Genomic DNA, 15333 nt, shown 5'->3' with positions numbered 1-15333 from the left:
GCGATAACACGGCACGTAGGCGCTGCCGCCGGGGAGCTTCATGCGGTGTTGCTGGACAAAGGCCTGCAGCAGGCGGTCGAGGGCGCGCATGATCTCGGGTTCGCCGTCGATTTCGAACGGACCGTATTTCTCGATGGCGCGTACGCCCTCGTCCTTCACATTGCCGGCGACGATGCCGGAGAAGGCCCGGCGCAGGTCGGCGGCGAGTTCGTGACGCGGGCGGTCGCGGTGGATGGCCAGCGCGCGCATGGCCTGGTGGGTGGGGATGAAGGGCTGCTGGAAGGTCAGCGGGATGCTCAGCGACCAGTTGAAGAAGAACGCATCCTTGTTGTCCAGGCGATGGTTGCGCACCTTGTCCACGCCGCGCACGGCGGTATGCGCCACGGCGATGGGGTCGTCCACGATGATCTTGTAGTGCTGGGCCACGTCATCGCCCAGCGCCAGGCGCAGGAAGGTGTCGATCTGCTGGAAGTACGCGGCCGATTGTTTGGGGCCGGTGAAGATCAGCGGGAACGGCACGCCGGCGTTGTCCGGGTGCAGCAGGATGCCCAGCAGGTAGAGGATTTCCTCGGCCGTGCCGACGCCGCCGGGAAACACGATGATGCCGTGGCCCATGCGCACGAACGCTTCCAGGCGCTTTTCGATATCCGGCATGATCACCAATTGATTGACGATCGGATTCGGCGATTCGGCCGCGATGATGCCCGGCTCGGTCACGCCGATGTAGCGATTTTTGCGACGACGCTGCTTGGCATGCGCGATCGTCGCGCCTTTCATCGGGCCTTTCATCGCGCCAGGGCCGCAGCCGGTGCAGATGTCCATGCTGCGCAGGCCCAGTTGGTAGCCGACGGATTTGGTGTATTCGTATTCGTCGCGCGAAATCGAATGGCCGCCCCAGCACACGATGAGGTTGGGATCGATCTGCGGCTTGAGAATGCGCGCGTTGCGCAGAATCTCGAACACGGCATGCGTGATGCCCACCGTTTCATCCAGATCGAACGCACCCTGCTCCAATTGCGTGGACACGTAGACGATATCGCGCACTACGGCAACCAGCAGTTCGTTGATACCGCGAATGATGTGGCCGTCGACGAAGGCTTTGGCCGGTGCGTGGGAAAGTTCGATCTTGATACCGCGATCCTGCTGCAGCACCTGGATATCGAAATTCGGATACTGCTCGAACATGCCGCGCGGATCGTCACCGACATCGCCCGAGGTAAGCACCGCCAGTGCACAGCGACGCAGCAGGCTGTGCAGCCCCGAGCCGCTGGCATCGCGCAGGCGCGCCACTTCGTTGCGGGAAAGAATATCCAGGCCGCCGGCGGGCGAAATGCGCGCGCTTACGGTGGCTGGCTTGCCGGTCTTGTCGATCTGCGTGTCGTTCATTCCAATCCTTCTACTGGCCGCCACAGCATCGCGGCGAAACGTCTGTACCGCGCAGGCGGCCGTCTAGCATCCCGCTTCCGGGGGCGTGCGGTCAATGTGCGCGGAAAAACACAGGGCACATAAAAAAGCTCCCCACGGCGGACCGCAGGGAGCTCTTGGATGTGCATTCCGTCTCGCACCACCCAACGTGATGCGAGAGGGCCGATCCGCTTAGCGGAACGACACGCCGAACGTCACCATGTACGTACGCGGCTGCAGCAGGCCGTAGTACGCGGTGCTGTTGTACAGGTTCAGCGCCTTGCCGACTGCCGCGCTGGACAGGATCGGTGCGGAGCTCACGTACGTGAACGCGCGATGGTTAGCGAGATTGTCGAGGTTGAGCTTCAGGTACGGGCTGGTGAAGAAGCTGTTCCAATCAGAGAAGCGATAGCCCGTGCTGAAGTTGAACGTGGTGAAGCCGCCCACCGACTCGGTGTTCATGTAGTCGCCGTACAGCGAGCTGGTGGCACGCGCGTTGATCGTCGCCCAGTAGTGCGTGTTGTCGTAGCTCACGCTGAGGTTGCCGATGTTGCGCGCGGTGTCCGGCATGGTCTTGCCGTTGGTCGGGTAGATGCCCGGGCCATCGCCGTTGTTGCTGTCGTACGGACCGCCGTCGAGATCGCCGCGGATCTTCGCCTGGGTGTAGGTGTAGGAGGTGTAGACGTTCCAGTCCTTGGCGAACTTCCAGCTCAACTCACCGTTGAAGCCGCGCATATCCATGTGCGGGATCGTGGTGTAGATCTCGTCGTTGTTGGTCGGGTTGTAGCCCACTTCCTGCTTGTTGAAGTAGTTGCTGTGGTACAGGTCGACGTTGGCCGAGACCGCGTCACCGTAGTAGCGCCAGCCCAGGTCCGTGTTCCACGACATTTCCGGCGCGGAGTTGTTCACGCCGGCCAGCGCGTCGAGGATCGCGGCGGTGTTGGACGGCACGCGGAAGGTCTTGCCGCTGCCGATGTAGAACTGGTTGTGCTCATCCAGCTGGAACTTGATGCCCGCCATCGGCAGGAACTTGTGCCAGTTGTTGTTGAAGTTGGCGAAGGTCTGGGTGGTGGAGCCCGGATAGTCGTAGCTGAAGCCCGTGCGCGTGGCGTACAGGTAGCTCACGCCGGCGACGAAGGTCCAGTAGTCGTTCGGGGTCCAGTTGTCGGTGACGAAGCCCTTCTTCAGCTCGGTCGTGGTGTATTCGTCATAGAACTTCTGCACCGCGCCGCCGGTCGGGTAGACCAGGAGCGAGTTGTTGCCCCAGATGTCGCCCGGGATACCGGTGTTGGGATCCACCAGGCCGAACTGCTCAGCCTGGCTCTTGCGCGAACGCTCATACCAGAAGCCGTATTCGAGGCTGTTGTCCATGCCGAAGTCCTGGTTGAACTTCGCCAGCACGCCCGGACGATAGGTCAGCGCCGAGGAGTACGAATACACCGTGCCGCCGGAGAAGGCGGTCTTGGTGCTGTTGGTCACCGAGCCGTTGCCGTTCAGGTCGATGTTTGCGTACAGATACTTGTTGATCGGCGAATCGCTTTCCTGCGCCAGCGAACCGCCGCCGCCGCCGCCGTCGCCGTACCAGAAGTACGGGATCACCGAGAGGTGGATGCTGTCGGTCAGCTTGAACTCGCCATCCATGCTGAACATGTAGCTGGCGTAGGGGTTGGTATGCAGCGCGTAGAAGCTCTCGTCGGTGGTCGCCGCGCTCTTGAGCGCACTACCGCTCAGCCCGCTCAGCGGGATCCACTGGGTGTTGTAGTTGTAGAAGTAGCCGTACTGCGCTTCTTGCGCCTTGGACAGGCTGTCGTATTCGAGGTTGCTCTGACGGCTGTACTGCAGCGAGGCGCTGATGGAGTTGTTGTCGTCGATGGTCCACACCGACTTGCCGTCCACCTTGGTCACGCGCAGGTCGCCCGCACCGCGCCACATGTTGGCGCTGTTGTCGGAGAAGGACACCCACGAACGCACCGGACCCAGGTCGCCGGTGTTCAGGCGCACGAAGGTGCGGCGATAGTCGTTGTTGCCGAAGGTTTGCGTGAAATCCACGCCGCCCTGATGCGAAGGATCGATCGTCGCCCAGCCGATGTGGCCGCCGCTGGCGCCGGAATCGGGCATGTCGATATCCGGAATGCCTTGCAGCACCGTGATGTCGCCCATGTTCTCGGAATCGCCGTACTCGGTGGCGTACACGGAGTAGCTGCCCGTATCGGTGATCGGCGCGCCGTTAACGCTCATGCCGATATCGGACGAATCGTAACCGCGCATGCTGTAGTGGCCGTTGGCCAGGCCCGTCACGTCGTCGGTTGCCGCATTCACACCCGGGATGGTGCCGATCAGCTGGGTGAAGTTGCTACCGGGGCTGGCTTTCTCGATGGCGTCGCGCGTAATCGTCGACACCGCCTTGGGCGCCGTCTGCACCGACATCAAACCACCGCCCAGCGACAGCGACGTGCCCTGCACCGTCACCGTGGCCATCTGCTTGGCATCGCGCTCGGTGGCATTGGAGGCGGTGGTGTTGGACGTGCTGGATGCGTTTACACGCTGCTGGCTGTTCGTGTTGCCCTGGCCTGGCTGCGCCGGGTTGTTGCTGGCGGTCTGTGCCATCGCAACACCCATGGACATGCAACACGCCATTGCAATCGCTGCAGAAAGATGCGTTCGTTTCATTGAGAGCCCCGTAATTCCGGTTGGTTTTTGAAATTTCTTTGTAACCGCTTGTAGTGACCGCGCTTACTTCTCCGGACAGCCACACTGCCTGCGCAGCCTGCCCGTGAATGCCTCACCCCTTCCCTGGACACAAAAAAATCTCGGACTCATGACAATGAGTCGCTGGACTTTCGTGCGGAACCTCGGTTTTTGGATTTCTTGCAAAACCGCGGCAAGAAAACGTCAATCGAAGCAACTATCCCTGACTGGCAAACTTGTGTGAGCGACCCTGTTCCGTATGCGTTACCCGCGCCGCTCCAGGACGCCGGGTAGGGGAAACGGTCACGACTCTTAGCGATACCTTAGCAAGATCACACAAGAGGTTTACATTAATTTTACAAGAATATCTCAACCGTGGAGAAGCCCCAGCCTACAAGGGCCGGAGCTTTAAGACGACGGATTGGTCTGAATGAATCAGGCGCCCTTGCCCAGATAGCGGGCGCGCTTGGCGGGCTTAAGCCGCAAAAGGTCGAGCATCACCAGCCCGTCCACACAGCCGGAGAAGCCTGGATCTTCACCAAAATCAAGGAATTGGACGCCATCAGGCTCCATCAGGTCCACGTACTGGCGATACAGCACCGGCAGGCTGACACCCAGGGCATCCAGGTGGTTGCGAAGGCGCCCCAGCCCGCTGACCGAATCCAGCCCCTCAAGCTCGCGGCGCACCCCTTCGAGCACGTCCGGGGAGACCCTGAAGGGCTGCTTGGCCGACGCCAGGCCCGGCGCGCCGAAGTAATGCTGGTGCGCGGCCGCGATCCACTCGCGCGCCTGGCGCGGCAGATTGACCGACATGCTGACCGGGCCAAACAGATAGCGCAGCTCCGGGTGGCCCTGCAGGTACAGGCCGATGCCCTGCCAAAGCTGGTCCAGCGCCCGCGAGCGCCAGTAAGCCGGCGCGATGAAGCTGCGCCCAAGCTCAAGCCCCTGCGCCAGTCGCGATTCCAGCGCCGGCGAATACTGGAACAGGCTGGAGGTATAGAGCCCGGCCATGCCTTTCTCGCCGATCAGGCGCGCACCATGCCCAAGCCGATAGGAACCGACGATGCGCAGCATCTTGGCGTCCCATAGCACCAGATGCTCGTAGTGCGCATCGTAGGCATCGAGGTCTCGCCGCGTATTGGTGCCCTCGCCGACCTTGCGGAAGGTCAGCTCGCGCAGACGGCCGATCTCGCGCAACGCCGCACCATCGACCGACCCGCGCAACACCAGAAGCTGCTTGCCGTCGGGCAGATCGGCCAGCTTTTCGCACTGGCCCAGCTCCATCGCCACCCGATCGACCGGCTCCGGATGCGCCAGCGGCACCTGGCCGCCGAAGATCAGGCCGCGCCGACGCGCCAGGCGATACACGTGCCGGCGCATAAGATTGGCCGCGCGCTGGGTCGAGCCGCCGCTATGCTTTTCCAATTCCTCCGGACCGATCAGCGCACCGACGCTGAAACCGATGCGGCTGACGTTGGTTGCCACCGCTTCGCGCGGCAGCATCGCCGTGCTCAGCGGCTTGGCGAGCATCGACAGGCCATAGAAAAAGGCCGAATTGCGCGCTGCCACGTGGATCGGCAACACCGGCACCTTGGCGTGCATGGCCAGCCGCGCGAAGCCATCGGACCAGCGTCCGTCACGGACACCGGCCGGCCCCATGCGCGACACCTCGCCCGCGGGGAAAACAATCAGCGCTTCGCCGCGCTCCAGCGCGCGATACACATTGCGCAACCGCGACGCCGCGCCGCTGCCGAACACGTCCACCGGCAGCAGCAGTTCGCCCAGCTGCGGAATCGCCTTCAAGAAATCGTTACCCAGGATGCGCACGTCGCGGCGCACCGAACCCACCAGGTGCACCAACGCCATCGCATCGAGCATGCCCAGCGGATGATTGGCAACGACCATCACGCCGCCTTCCACGGGAATGTTTTCCCGCTCGCGCTGCAACACGTGATAACTGCAGCCAAGGACTTCCAGCGATTTTTCGGCGAAGGCGAAGCCCGGCGCGTTTCCGATGCGATCAAGGACGCGATTGAAGCCCGACTCGTCGGCCAGGCGGCCGAGCATGCCGGCCACCGGGCGACGGATCATCGGATGCTGCGCAAGCCACGGTAGACGCTCGGTAAGGGCCTGTTCGACGTGAAGCATGACCGCCTCCCTTGGGTTTCGCTCATGTTGCCGCTCAAGTGTGACAACTGCGAGAAATCACGTCGCCAAACTCGTTCGATCGCAAGAATACACGAAGGATCAAAACCACGTTCTTAAAAGCTCGTTCAGACCGCGCGGCCTGTGCCTTTTCTGCTGACAGATTTTCGCAGCCACGGTTCGCCGAACGCTTACACCGCAAGGTGCAAATATGCCGCAACGCCGCCCAGAAACATCTGCACGGACAAAGCAATCAGCAGCATGCCCATCACGCGTTCAAGCGCGGTGAGCACACTCTCGCCCAGCCAGCGGAACAGGTAGGTGGAACTGAGCAGGATCAGCGAGGTGGCCAGCCATGCGCACAACAGCGCAATCGCCCAATCGGCCGTGCGCCCGGGCTGGGTATTGGTAAGCAGCAACAGGGCCGCCATCGCCGACGGGCCGGCCACACCGGGAATGGCCATCGGCACGATGAAAGGTTCGCCCTCGCCCGCCTTGCCGAAGATGCCGCCGCCATCGGCGGGCGGAAACACCATGCGGATGCCAATCAGAAACAGCACGATGCCACCGGCGATACTGATCGATTCCTCGCGCAGCTGCAGCAGATGCAAAATCCACTGGCCGCCCATCAGGAACACCAGCAGCACTGCCAGCGCGATCAGCAACTCGCGCACCATCACCGCACGGCGACGCTTGGGCGCCACGTCCTTGAGCAGGCTGAGAAAGATCGGAATATTGCCCAGCGGATCCATGATCAGGAACAACAGGATCGCCGCCGACAAGGTGGTCATCTGCGTTTCCAACGTGCCCCCTTATGCAACGCTGCGCGGCCGCTGCCGCCGGATGCGATCATGCCACGCGCAGATCAAGCACCGTGCCGCGCGCCGCGGCCGCTTCGGCGCTCAATAGATAAACGGCCGCATCGGCGGTGGCGTCGGGCAGCGGTTGCTGCATCGTTTCTTCGCCGAAATACGCCATGCGCCGCAAGGTGGTGCGCATGGGCGCGGGCAGCAGCGCGTGTACGCGCAGTGATCCGGCGTCGTGTTCCTCGTGGAGGATCGCCACGAAACGCTCAAGCGCCGCCTTGGATACGCCATACGCACCCCAATGCGCGCGCTGCATCAGCTCGGGGTTGTCCAGCACGAACACCGCCGCACTGTCCGCTGCCTTGGTCAGCAGCGGCAGGCATGCCTGCGTCAGCGCGAACGGTGCCGAAACGTTGACATGCAAAGCACGCAACCATGCATCGGGCTTGTGCATCGCGATCGGCGTCAAGCCGGCAAAGCTCACCGCAGAGTGCACGATGCCATCCAGTCGCCCCAGGTCGCGCTGCAGGCCTTCGGCCAGCGCTTCGTAATCGCCCGGCGTAGCCGATTCCATGTCCAGCGGATGGATCACCGGCTCCGGCAGCCCCTCGGCGATCATGGCATCGTAGAGCTGCTCAAGCTGGCGCTTGCGCTTGCCCGTGATCACCACCGTGGCGCCCGCACGCGCGGCGGCGCGTGCCACCGCGCTGCCCAATCCGCCGTAGGCGCCGGTGACCAGCACCACGCGTCCATCCAGCGTGCGGCCGGCAGCACTCGTCCAATGAGCCGGGAGACGGCAAGACGGCAGGCTCATACGTGACTGGCTCCGGTGACATCGGCTGCCATGCGCGCCAGCTCGCCGGAGGCCTTGAGGTCTTCGACGATGTCGCAGCCGCCGATCAGCTCGCCCTGGATGAAAAGCTGCGGGAACGTCGGCCAGTTCGCGTAATGCGGCAGGGCCGCGCGTATTTCCGGGTCGGCCAGCACGTTCACGGCGTGGAACCGGGCGTTCGATTCCTCAAGCGCCTGCGCCGCGCGGCTGGAGAATCCGCACATCGGATATTCGGGCGTGCCTTTCATGAAAAGCACGATGGGGTGCTCGGCGAGCACTGCCTTGATTCGTTCGTTGACGTCCATAACTTCAGATTCATCACTACAATGCAGCCCGATAGCTAGTGTACCAGCCGTCATGGCGGCCCACAGGGCCGCCGGATCAGTCATCCTCAGCCAACGCCCAGGAGTCCCTCATGGCGATCGAACTTCCCCCCCTGCCCTACGAAAAGAACGCGCTTGAGCCGAACATTTCGGCCGAAACGCTGGAGTTCCACTACGGCAAGCACCACCAGGCCTACGTGACCAACCTCAACAACCTGATCAAGGGCACCGAGTTCGAGAGCGCCGCGCTCGAAGACATCGTCAAGAAGTCCTCCGGCGGCGTGTTCAACAACGCAGCGCAGATCTGGAACCACACCTTCTATTGGCACTCCATGCGCTCGCCCAAGGACGGCAACGCACCCAGCGGCAAGCTGGCCGATGCCATCGACAAGGCCTTCGGCTCGTTCGACAAGTTCAAGGAAGAGTTCACCAAGTCGGCGACCGGCAACTTCGGTTCGGGCTGGACCTGGCTGGTGCAGCGCCCGGATGGTTCGCTGGGCATCGTCAATACGTCCAACGCCGCCACGCCGATCACCGGCAGCGACAAGCCGCTGTTCACCATCGACGTGTGGGAACACGCCTATTACATCGACTACCGCAACGCGCGCCCGAAGTACGTGGAGTCGTTCTGGAACCTGGTGAACTGGGACTTTGCGGCGAAGAATCTCGCCTGATGCTTCAGCTTCCTCTCCCCCGTCTTTGATCAAGGCTGGGGGAGAGGGTTGGGGTGAGGGCGCTAGCGCAGTACGTTCAGCGCCAGCGCGGCCTGCTCCTCGCGCTTGAGCGCACTCGCCATTTCATCGATGCGCGCGGCAAGCTCCCGCGCCTCTTTCGCACACACCGTCGCGTGACCCACCTTACGCCCCGGCCGCGGCTGCTTGCCGTAGTCGTGCCAATGCGCATCGACCGTGTTGAGCGCCGCGGTCGCATCGGGCAGCTCGCCGATCCAGTTGAACATGCCCGAGAAGCCGCGTGCCGCGGTGCTGCCCAGCGGCAGGCCGAGCACGGCGCGCACGTGATTCTCGAACTGGCTGGCGATGGCGCCCTCGATGGTCCAGTGGCCGGAGTTATGCACGCGCGGCGCCATCTCGTTGCCGAGCAGCTGGCCGTCCTTGACGAAAAGCTCCAGTGCGAACACGCCCACATAGCCCAGGCGTTCGGCAAGAATGCGCGCCAGCTCGTGGGCACGTGCCTGCAGAGCCTGGACATCGAATGCAGGCGCCAGGCTGAAACTCAGCACGCCGTCGGTGTGCCAGTTCTGGGTCAGCGGCCAGATGCGGAAATCGCCGTCGCGCGCACGCACCGCCAGCACCGAAAGCTCGCGCTCGAATGGCACGAAGGCTTCCAGGATCAGGCCATGGGCATCGGCCTGCGCGCCCAGTGCGGCCCAGGCGGCCTCGGCGTCGGACGCTTGCTTGATGCGGAACTGCCCCTTGCCGTCGTAACCCAGGCGGCGCGTCTTGAGGATGGCCGGTGTACCGATGGTTGCCAGGGCACGGTCGAGATCCGCGCGCGTATCCACCGCTTCGAAGGCCGGCGTCTGCAAGCCGCATTCGCGAAACAGGGTCTTTTCGGCCAGGCGATCCTGCGCAACGGCCAAGGCGCGCGGGTCGGGGAAAACCGCCACGCGCTCGGCGAGCCAGTGCGCGGTCTCGGCCGGCACGTTCTCGAAATCGAAGGTGACTACGTCCACTTCCGCGGCGAATTTCTCCAGCGCCGCGTAGTCGGTCCAGTCGGCCAGCCGCAGCGGTGCCACCTGGCCGGCACAGGCATCGGGCGCGCTGTCCACCACCAGCGTATTGACGCCCAGCGGCGCGGCGGCGAGCGCAAGCATGCGGGCCAGCTGGCCGCCGCCAAGGATGCCCAGCACGGGTTGACGGCGAGCGGTCACGTGCGCGGGTCCGGATGGTCCAGGACGCCCTGGGTCTGCCTGGCGCGATAGGCTTCGACCGCCTTGGCCAGGGCCGGATCGTGCAGCGCCAGCACCGAAGCAGCCAGCAGGCCCGCATTGACCGCCCCGGCGCGCCCGATCGCCAGCGTACCCACGGGAATGCCCGCCGGCATCTGCGCGATGGAAAGCAGCGAATCCATGCCGTTCAGCGCCTTGGACTGCACCGGCACCCCCAGCACCGGCAGGCGCGTCTTGGCGGCCAGCATGCCCGGCAGGTGGGCGGCGCCGCCGGCGCCGGCGATGATGACCTGGATGCCGCGCTCCACGGCCTCTTCGGCGTAGCGGAACAACAGGTCGGGCGTGCGGTGTGCGGAGACCACGCGCACCTCATGGGGCACGCCCAGGGCTTGAAGTATTTCAGCCGCATGCGTCATGGTTTCCCAATCAGAACGCGATCCCATCACCACACCAACCCGCGGTGCCGCAGCTGTTCCCGTCATGGCCCGGTCGTCCAAAAGGGGATATTGTACGTACTTCCCCACGTTGCAACGATACCCGCCGTCATCCATGGACAAGCGCCTCCTCGACATTCTGTGCTGCCCGGTCAGCAAGACCCCGCTGCGATTGCTCAACAACGGCGAGCTGGCCGCGCTGAACCGGGCCATCGACGGGGGCCAGTTGCTCAACGTAGCCGGCGGCACGGTGCAGGGGCGCCTGGCCGAGGGGCTGATCACGGTGGACCGCAAAGTGGTCTACCGGGTCGAGGACGGCATCCCGGTGATGCTCCCCGAGGAAGGCATCGGCACCCCCCAGCTCACCGACTTCCCCCCGGCGCCGTAAAAACCGCGCCGCCGCGGCCCCGCCTGAACGGCAAAGTGAGATTCTTTGACGCCCGACATAGCGGGGCAACCCGTTTTCGCTTATCGTGCCTAGATAAGCCGGCAGACCGTCGTCATAAGTAAACGGGTTCCACCACAGGGGTGTGGCGATGAAAGAAGCGAACGATTCATCGAACATCGTCAATCTCAGCCAGCGCCTGGACCCTGCCAACGGTCGCGGGGGCGACCTGCTGAACGCCGTTCGCAGCATTGCCGCGCGTCGCCTGCAGCAGTACATCGGCAACATGTTCGAGCACGTCGACGACGCCCTCTTCGACCTTGCCGAGAAGGCCGAAAACAACGCCGCGCAAATGCATTACTTCGACGGCATGCGCGAAGTGCGCAAACGCCGCCCGGTGATCGAGCGCAGCTTTCTGGCGCAGGTCTCGCGCGAGCTCAACGACTTCGTCAGCGGCCAGCGCAGCCCCGGCCAGAACAACACTCCGGCGCCCGTGGCCGGCTCCATCGAGCTTTCGCTGGTGGCCGACAATGAGCTGGAAGAATCGCTCGCCATCACCAGCCTGATCGGCAAGAACGAAACGCGCCTGGCGCGCGACCTGTTTGCGGTGAACCAGCGCCTGTCCGTCATCTGCGGCGGCACGCGCATCGAAGACGCCACCAATCCGATCGGGCCGGCCCTGCTGGCCCAGGCGTTCCGCCTGTCGATGCGCGAACTGAGCGCCGACATGCGCGTGAAGCTGATCATCTACAAGCTGTTCGACCGCTACGTGATGGCGTCGCTGGACGAGCTGTACCAGGAAACCAACGCCGAACTGATGCGCGCGGGCGTGCTGCCGCAGCTGCGCCATGAGGTACTGCGCACCCCCGCCTCGGGCGCCAGTGCGGCGGCCGGCACGGCCGGTGCGGCGGCAGCCTTGGCACAACAAGGCGACGTTCCCGCGGCGGACGACGGCGAAGCATCGGCGGAACTGCTGCAAACCTTGCGCACGTTGTTCGGCGCGCGGCGCGCGCATCCGACCGTGCCGATGTCGGCGATGACGCATGGACCGCTGCCTACCGCCAACGAGCTGATCGGCGCGCTGAGCGTGCTGCAAAGCCAGGCTGCCGCGCTGCAGCCGGCACCGGCGATGCCCCTGGCCGAGGGCAACGTCATGGCCATCACCGAACAGGTACTGCACCTGAAGGAACAGCTGCTGGCGCAGTTGGGTTCCCTGCGCGGCCAACGCCCGGGTCAGATCGCCACCATCGATGAAGACACCATCGATCTGGTCGGCATGCTGTTCGAGTTCATCCTCGAAGACAAAAACCTGCCGCCGCAGATGCAGGTGCTGCTGGCGCGCCTGCAGATTCCGTATCTGAAGGCCGCGATCCTCGACCGCAAGCTGTTCGCGCACCGCCAGCATCCGGCACGCCGCCTGCTCGACGGCCTGGCCGATGCGGCCAAGAGCTGGTCGGAGGAATCGGACCGCGACGGCCGCCTGCACGACACCGTCAAGGCCATCGTCGATCGCCTGCTGCAGGAATTCGACGACGACATGTCGATCTTCGATCGCCTGTCGGCCGAACTGCAGCTGTTCCAGGACGCTAACCGCCGCCGCGCGGAACTGGCCGAACAGCGCGTGGCCGAATCCACGCGCGGCAGGGAAAAGCTAGAACAGGCGCGCCGCCGCGCCGCACGCGAAATCCTCAACCGCATCGGCGACCACATATTGCCGCCGCTGGTCCATGGCGTGCTGTCGCGCGCCTGGGCCAACTACATGGTGCTCACCATCCTGCGCAAGGGCGAGGAATCCACCGAATTCCGCGAAGCCCTGCGTTTCGTCGACGCGTTCATCGCCAGCACCAAGCCCGTGCGCACCCCCGAGGCCAAGCGCGACCTGCGCCAATTGCTGCCTGGCATCGAGCGCGCGCTGCGCAAGGGCCTGGCGAACGTGGCGTTCCAGGACGCCGACATCGAACGCCTGCTGGGCCAGTTGCATGGCTACTACCGCCAGCAACTGGGCGAGGCTGTGCCGGCCACCGAAGAGCCGCAGGCGCTCCAGGGCAACGCCCCCGCTCCGCTGCCGATTCCCGAAAGCATCCAGCCGATCGCCGAGAGCATGGCGGACCTGGACGACGAATCGGCCAATGCCGAACCGGAAGCTGCCGCGATCGCGCCGGAAGTGCGCGAGGAACTGGAACGCGTCAACGCGCTCAAGCCGGGCATCTGGCTTGAATTCAACACCCAGGACGAACACTTCGAGCGCGCCAAGCTGTCGTGGATCAGCCCGATGAGCGGCCGCTACCTGTTCGTCAACCGCCGCGGCCTCAAGGTGGCCGATTACTCGCCCTACGAACTGGCCGTCGTGATGGCTGACGGGCGGGCGCGCATCCTCGCTTCCAATGCTCTGTTCGACCGCGCGATGGATGCCATCGTCGACCGGCTAAGTCATGAGGAAGTCAAACCCAGCGATACCGAATGACCGCCGCCTTTCGTTTCACCCCGCCCGACCCTGCCCTGATCGCCGCAGACGTAGATCGCGCTTTCGCCGAAGACCTCGGCAAAGGCGACGCCACCGCCAGCCTGTTGCCCGCCGATGCCGAAGCCTTCGCGCAACTGACCTGCCGCGACGATGCCGTGCTCGCGGGCATCCCCTGGTTCAACGCCTGCGTGCTCAGGCTCGACCCGAACGCGCGCATCGACTGGCAGGCCAGCGATGGCGACCGGATCGCGCCGGGCACGGTGGTGTGCCAGATGCGCGGCAACGCGCGCGCCCTGGTCAGCGCCGAACGCTCCGCGCTGAATTTCCTGCAAATGCTATCGGGCACCGCCACCATCACCGCGGCCTACATGGCCGCCGTGGCCGGCACCAAGGTGCGCGTGATCGATACCCGCAAGACTGTTCCGGGCATGCGCCTGGCGCAGAAATACGCGGTGCGCTGCGGCGGCGGACACAATCACCGCATGGGCCTGTACGACGCCATCCTGGTAAAGGAAAACCACATCATCGCGGCCGGCAGCATCGCGGCGGCGGTACTGGCCGCGCGCCAGCTCCATCCTTCGCTGCAGCTGATCGTGGAAGTGGAAAACCTCGACGAACTGCAGCAAGCGCTGGATGCGGGCGTTGACCGCATCATGCTCGATAATTTCACCCTGCCGCTGATGCGTGAGGCGGTGGCGATGACCGCGGGAAGCGTGCCGCTGGAAATTTCCGGCAACGTGAACCTTCAGACCATTGGCGAATACGCCCGCACCGGCGTGGACTACATCTCGGTCGGGGCGCTGACCAAGAACGTGCACGCCATCGATCTTTCGCTGCGCCTGAAGATCGGGTGACTTGCGACCCGCCGGGGCCGCCCACACACTACGTCGCATGGGCGACCTGGCCACCTTATTGCTGCTGCTTATCCTGCTCGCGATCGCCGGCACGTGGCTGTCGCTGAGCCGCGCTCGCGACAAGGCCATCCAGGAAGCACGCACACGCTGTTACCAGCACGGTTTGCAACTGCTGGATGAAACGGTCGGGTTGAGCGGGTTGCGCCTGCGTCGCATCCACGGCCAGCGCGTCGTCGAACGGCGTTACAGCTTCGAGGTGAGCATCGACGGCAACGATCGCGAAGCCGGCCATCTGTGGATGATCGGCAACGTGATGACGGCGCTGATCCTGCCTACCATCGAGTTGTATATGCCTGAGCGGGAGCAAGCATCGTTGCCGCAGCCGCCCGCTTCCGCGGAGGGCAACGTGCTGCCGTTCCGGCGGCCAGTGCGTCATCGGGATGCGCGGCACTAAGCGGCATCCCGGCAGCCATCCACACCCTGGCAACCAGATCGCGCCGCACCTTGCCGCCATGCCGGCAAAGGTCGCGGCGGCATGACGGTGCGGTGACTACTTCACCACCCGCAAATGCGATCCACCGCTGCGCTTTGGCTTGTCGCCGTCACTGGGCGGCTCCGGCGCCGGTGGCGAGGGTGGCGTATCGGTGGGCGGCTCGCTGCCATCCTCATCGGCCGGAAACATCATGCCCTGCCCGTTCTCCTGTGCGTACAGCGCCAGCACCGCCGGAATCGGGATCTGGATGCTGTGGCTCACGCCGGAAAAGCGCGCCTGGAAACTGATCCATTCGTTACCCAAGTCCAGGTTGGCCACCGCGCGCATGGCCAGGTTGAGCACGACCTGCCCGTTCTTGATCACGTGCGTGGGTACGCGCACGCCGCTGCGCGTGGCATCCACCAGCATGTACGGTGTGAGATTGTTGTCGCTGATCCAGTCGTAAATCGCCCGCAACAGATAGGGGCGATTGGAGGTCATGCCGTGGGAGTCCTGCTGGGTCACCGGGAGGCGCTCTGATCTATGCGGGAAGGATGTCACCGATCCTGGCTGCTGGCAGAACGGACGGATGACGGCGAAAGCAGACGGGCCACCTG

The 15333-nt window shown here is 64.2% G+C and carries 14 protein-coding genes; 5 read left to right on the top strand and 9 right to left on the bottom strand.

What is annotated here, in order from left to right; genetic code table 11:
• The 6 genes from ppnN to grxD all read right to left on the bottom strand — a co-directional run.
• Window positions 1-1386 (bottom strand): nucleotide 5'-monophosphate nucleosidase PpnN (ppnN, locus tag VME63_RS03925; RefSeq protein ID WP_325430452.1); only part of this gene is annotated, 1386 nt, incomplete at its 3' end.
• Between the two features lie 210 nt (window positions 1387-1596).
• Window positions 1597-4029: a TonB-dependent receptor gene (locus VME63_RS03920; RefSeq protein WP_325430451.1), complete on the bottom strand. Its 2433-nt coding sequence runs from the start codon at window positions 4027-4029 to the stop codon at window positions 1597-1599.
• Window positions 4030-4527: 498 nt separating this feature from the next.
• Window positions 4528-6240, bottom strand: a complete 1713-nt coding sequence (locus VME63_RS03915; protein ID WP_325430448.1) for a lysophospholipid acyltransferase family protein — start codon at window positions 6238-6240, stop codon at window positions 4528-4530.
• A gap of 188 nt (window positions 6241-6428) precedes the next feature.
• Window positions 6429-7028, bottom strand: a complete 600-nt coding sequence (locus VME63_RS03910; protein WP_325430446.1) for a YhgN family NAAT transporter — start codon at window positions 7026-7028, stop codon at window positions 6429-6431.
• Between the two features lie 58 nt (window positions 7029-7086).
• Complete coding sequence (locus tag VME63_RS03905; RefSeq protein ID WP_325430444.1) at window positions 7087-7857, bottom strand: SDR family NAD(P)-dependent oxidoreductase; 771 nt, start codon at window positions 7855-7857, stop codon at window positions 7087-7089.
• Entirely contained in the window at window positions 7854-8180 is a 327-nt protein-coding gene (grxD, locus tag VME63_RS03900) for a Grx4 family monothiol glutaredoxin (protein ID WP_325430460.1), read from the bottom strand. The genes VME63_RS03905 and grxD overlap by 4 nt, the downstream gene beginning before the upstream one ends.
• Window positions 8181-8290: 110 nt before the next feature.
• Between grxD and VME63_RS03895 the strand changes: the two genes are divergently transcribed.
• Complete coding sequence (locus VME63_RS03895) at window positions 8291-8872, top strand: superoxide dismutase (RefSeq protein ID WP_325430442.1); 582 nt, start codon at window positions 8291-8293, stop codon at window positions 8870-8872.
• 62 nt (window positions 8873-8934) lie between these two features.
• Here VME63_RS03895 and VME63_RS03890 read toward each other — a convergent pair whose 3' ends face one another.
• Window positions 8935-10089, bottom strand: a complete 1155-nt coding sequence (locus VME63_RS03890) for a 5-(carboxyamino)imidazole ribonucleotide synthase (protein WP_325430440.1) — start codon at window positions 10087-10089, stop codon at window positions 8935-8937.
• Window positions 10086-10589, bottom strand: coding sequence for a 5-(carboxyamino)imidazole ribonucleotide mutase (gene purE, locus VME63_RS03885; protein ID WP_325430438.1), 504 nt, complete (start codon window positions 10587-10589; stop codon window positions 10086-10088). The genes VME63_RS03890 and purE overlap by 4 nt, the downstream gene beginning before the upstream one ends.
• A gap of 67 nt (window positions 10590-10656) precedes the next feature.
• Between purE and VME63_RS03880 the strand changes: the two genes are divergently transcribed.
• The 4 genes from VME63_RS03880 to VME63_RS03865 all read left to right on the top strand — a co-directional run bounded on the left by VME63_RS03880 (window position 10657) and on the right by VME63_RS03865 (window position 14698).
• Entirely contained in the window at window positions 10657-10929 is a 273-nt protein-coding gene (locus VME63_RS03880) for a Trm112 family protein (RefSeq protein ID WP_325430436.1), read from the top strand.
• 148 nt (window positions 10930-11077) lie between these two features.
• Complete coding sequence (locus VME63_RS03875; protein WP_325430434.1) at window positions 11078-13390, top strand: DUF1631 domain-containing protein; 2313 nt, start codon at window positions 11078-11080, stop codon at window positions 13388-13390.
• The gene (nadC, locus tag VME63_RS03870) at window positions 13387-14244 is read left to right on the top strand and encodes a carboxylating nicotinate-nucleotide diphosphorylase (protein ID WP_325430432.1); all 858 of its coding nucleotides are present in this window, start codon (window positions 13387-13389) and stop codon (window positions 14242-14244) included. The genes VME63_RS03875 and nadC overlap by 4 nt, the downstream gene beginning before the upstream one ends.
• Before the next feature lie 37 nt (window positions 14245-14281).
• Complete coding sequence (locus VME63_RS03865) at window positions 14282-14698, top strand: DUF3301 domain-containing protein (RefSeq protein ID WP_325430428.1); 417 nt, start codon at window positions 14282-14284, stop codon at window positions 14696-14698.
• A 96-nt stretch (window positions 14699-14794) separates the two neighbouring features.
• Here the strand turns inward: VME63_RS03865 and VME63_RS03860 are convergent, their stop codons facing one another.
• Window positions 14795-15217, bottom strand: a complete 423-nt coding sequence (locus VME63_RS03860) for a ClpXP protease specificity-enhancing factor (protein WP_325430426.1) — start codon at window positions 15215-15217, stop codon at window positions 14795-14797.
• Between the last annotated feature and the right edge of the window lie 116 nt (window positions 15218-15333).

The organism is Dyella sp., from assembly GCF_035503745.1.
In the GTDB taxonomy this organism is placed as follows: Bacteria; Pseudomonadota; Gammaproteobacteria; order Xanthomonadales; family Rhodanobacteraceae; genus Dyella_B.
Note: the sequence above shows the minus strand (reverse complement) of the source record. Positions and strands in the feature narration are given on the sequence as shown.

What these genes read in the sequence shown, in the direction of transcription:
- VME63_RS03920 (WP_325430451.1), bottom strand. Translation starts at nt 4,029, where the DNA reads ATGTCCATGGGTGTTGCGATGGCACAGACCGCCAGCAACAACCCGGCG.
- VME63_RS03915 (WP_325430448.1), bottom strand. Translation starts at nt 6,240, where the DNA reads ATGCTTCACGTCGAACAGGCCCTTACCGAGCGTCTACCGTGGCTTGCG.
- VME63_RS03910 (WP_325430446.1), bottom strand. Translation starts at nt 7,028, where the DNA reads ATGACCACCTTGTCGGCGGCGATCCTGTTGTTCCTGATCATGGATCCG.
- VME63_RS03905 (WP_325430444.1), bottom strand. Translation starts at nt 7,857, where the DNA reads ATGAGCCTGCCGTCTTGCCGTCTCCCGGCTCATTGGACGAGTGCTGCC.
- grxD (WP_325430460.1), bottom strand. Translation starts at nt 8,180, where the DNA reads ATGGACGTCAACGAACGAATCAAGGCAGTGCTCGCCGAGCACCCCATC.
- VME63_RS03895 (WP_325430442.1), top strand. Translation starts at nt 8,291, where the DNA reads ATGGCGATCGAACTTCCCCCCCTGCCCTACGAAAAGAACGCGCTTGAG.
- purE (WP_325430438.1), bottom strand. Translation starts at nt 10,589, where the DNA reads ATGACGGGAACAGCTGCGGCACCGCGGGTTGGTGTGGTGATGGGATCG.
- VME63_RS03880 (WP_325430436.1), top strand. Translation starts at nt 10,657, where the DNA reads ATGGACAAGCGCCTCCTCGACATTCTGTGCTGCCCGGTCAGCAAGACC.
- VME63_RS03875 (WP_325430434.1), top strand. Translation starts at nt 11,078, where the DNA reads ATGAAAGAAGCGAACGATTCATCGAACATCGTCAATCTCAGCCAGCGC.
- nadC (WP_325430432.1), top strand. Translation starts at nt 13,387, where the DNA reads ATGACCGCCGCCTTTCGTTTCACCCCGCCCGACCCTGCCCTGATCGCC.
- VME63_RS03865 (WP_325430428.1), top strand. Translation starts at nt 14,282, where the DNA reads ATGGGCGACCTGGCCACCTTATTGCTGCTGCTTATCCTGCTCGCGATC.
- VME63_RS03860 (WP_325430426.1), bottom strand. Translation starts at nt 15,217, where the DNA reads ATGACCTCCAATCGCCCCTATCTGTTGCGGGCGATTTACGACTGGATC.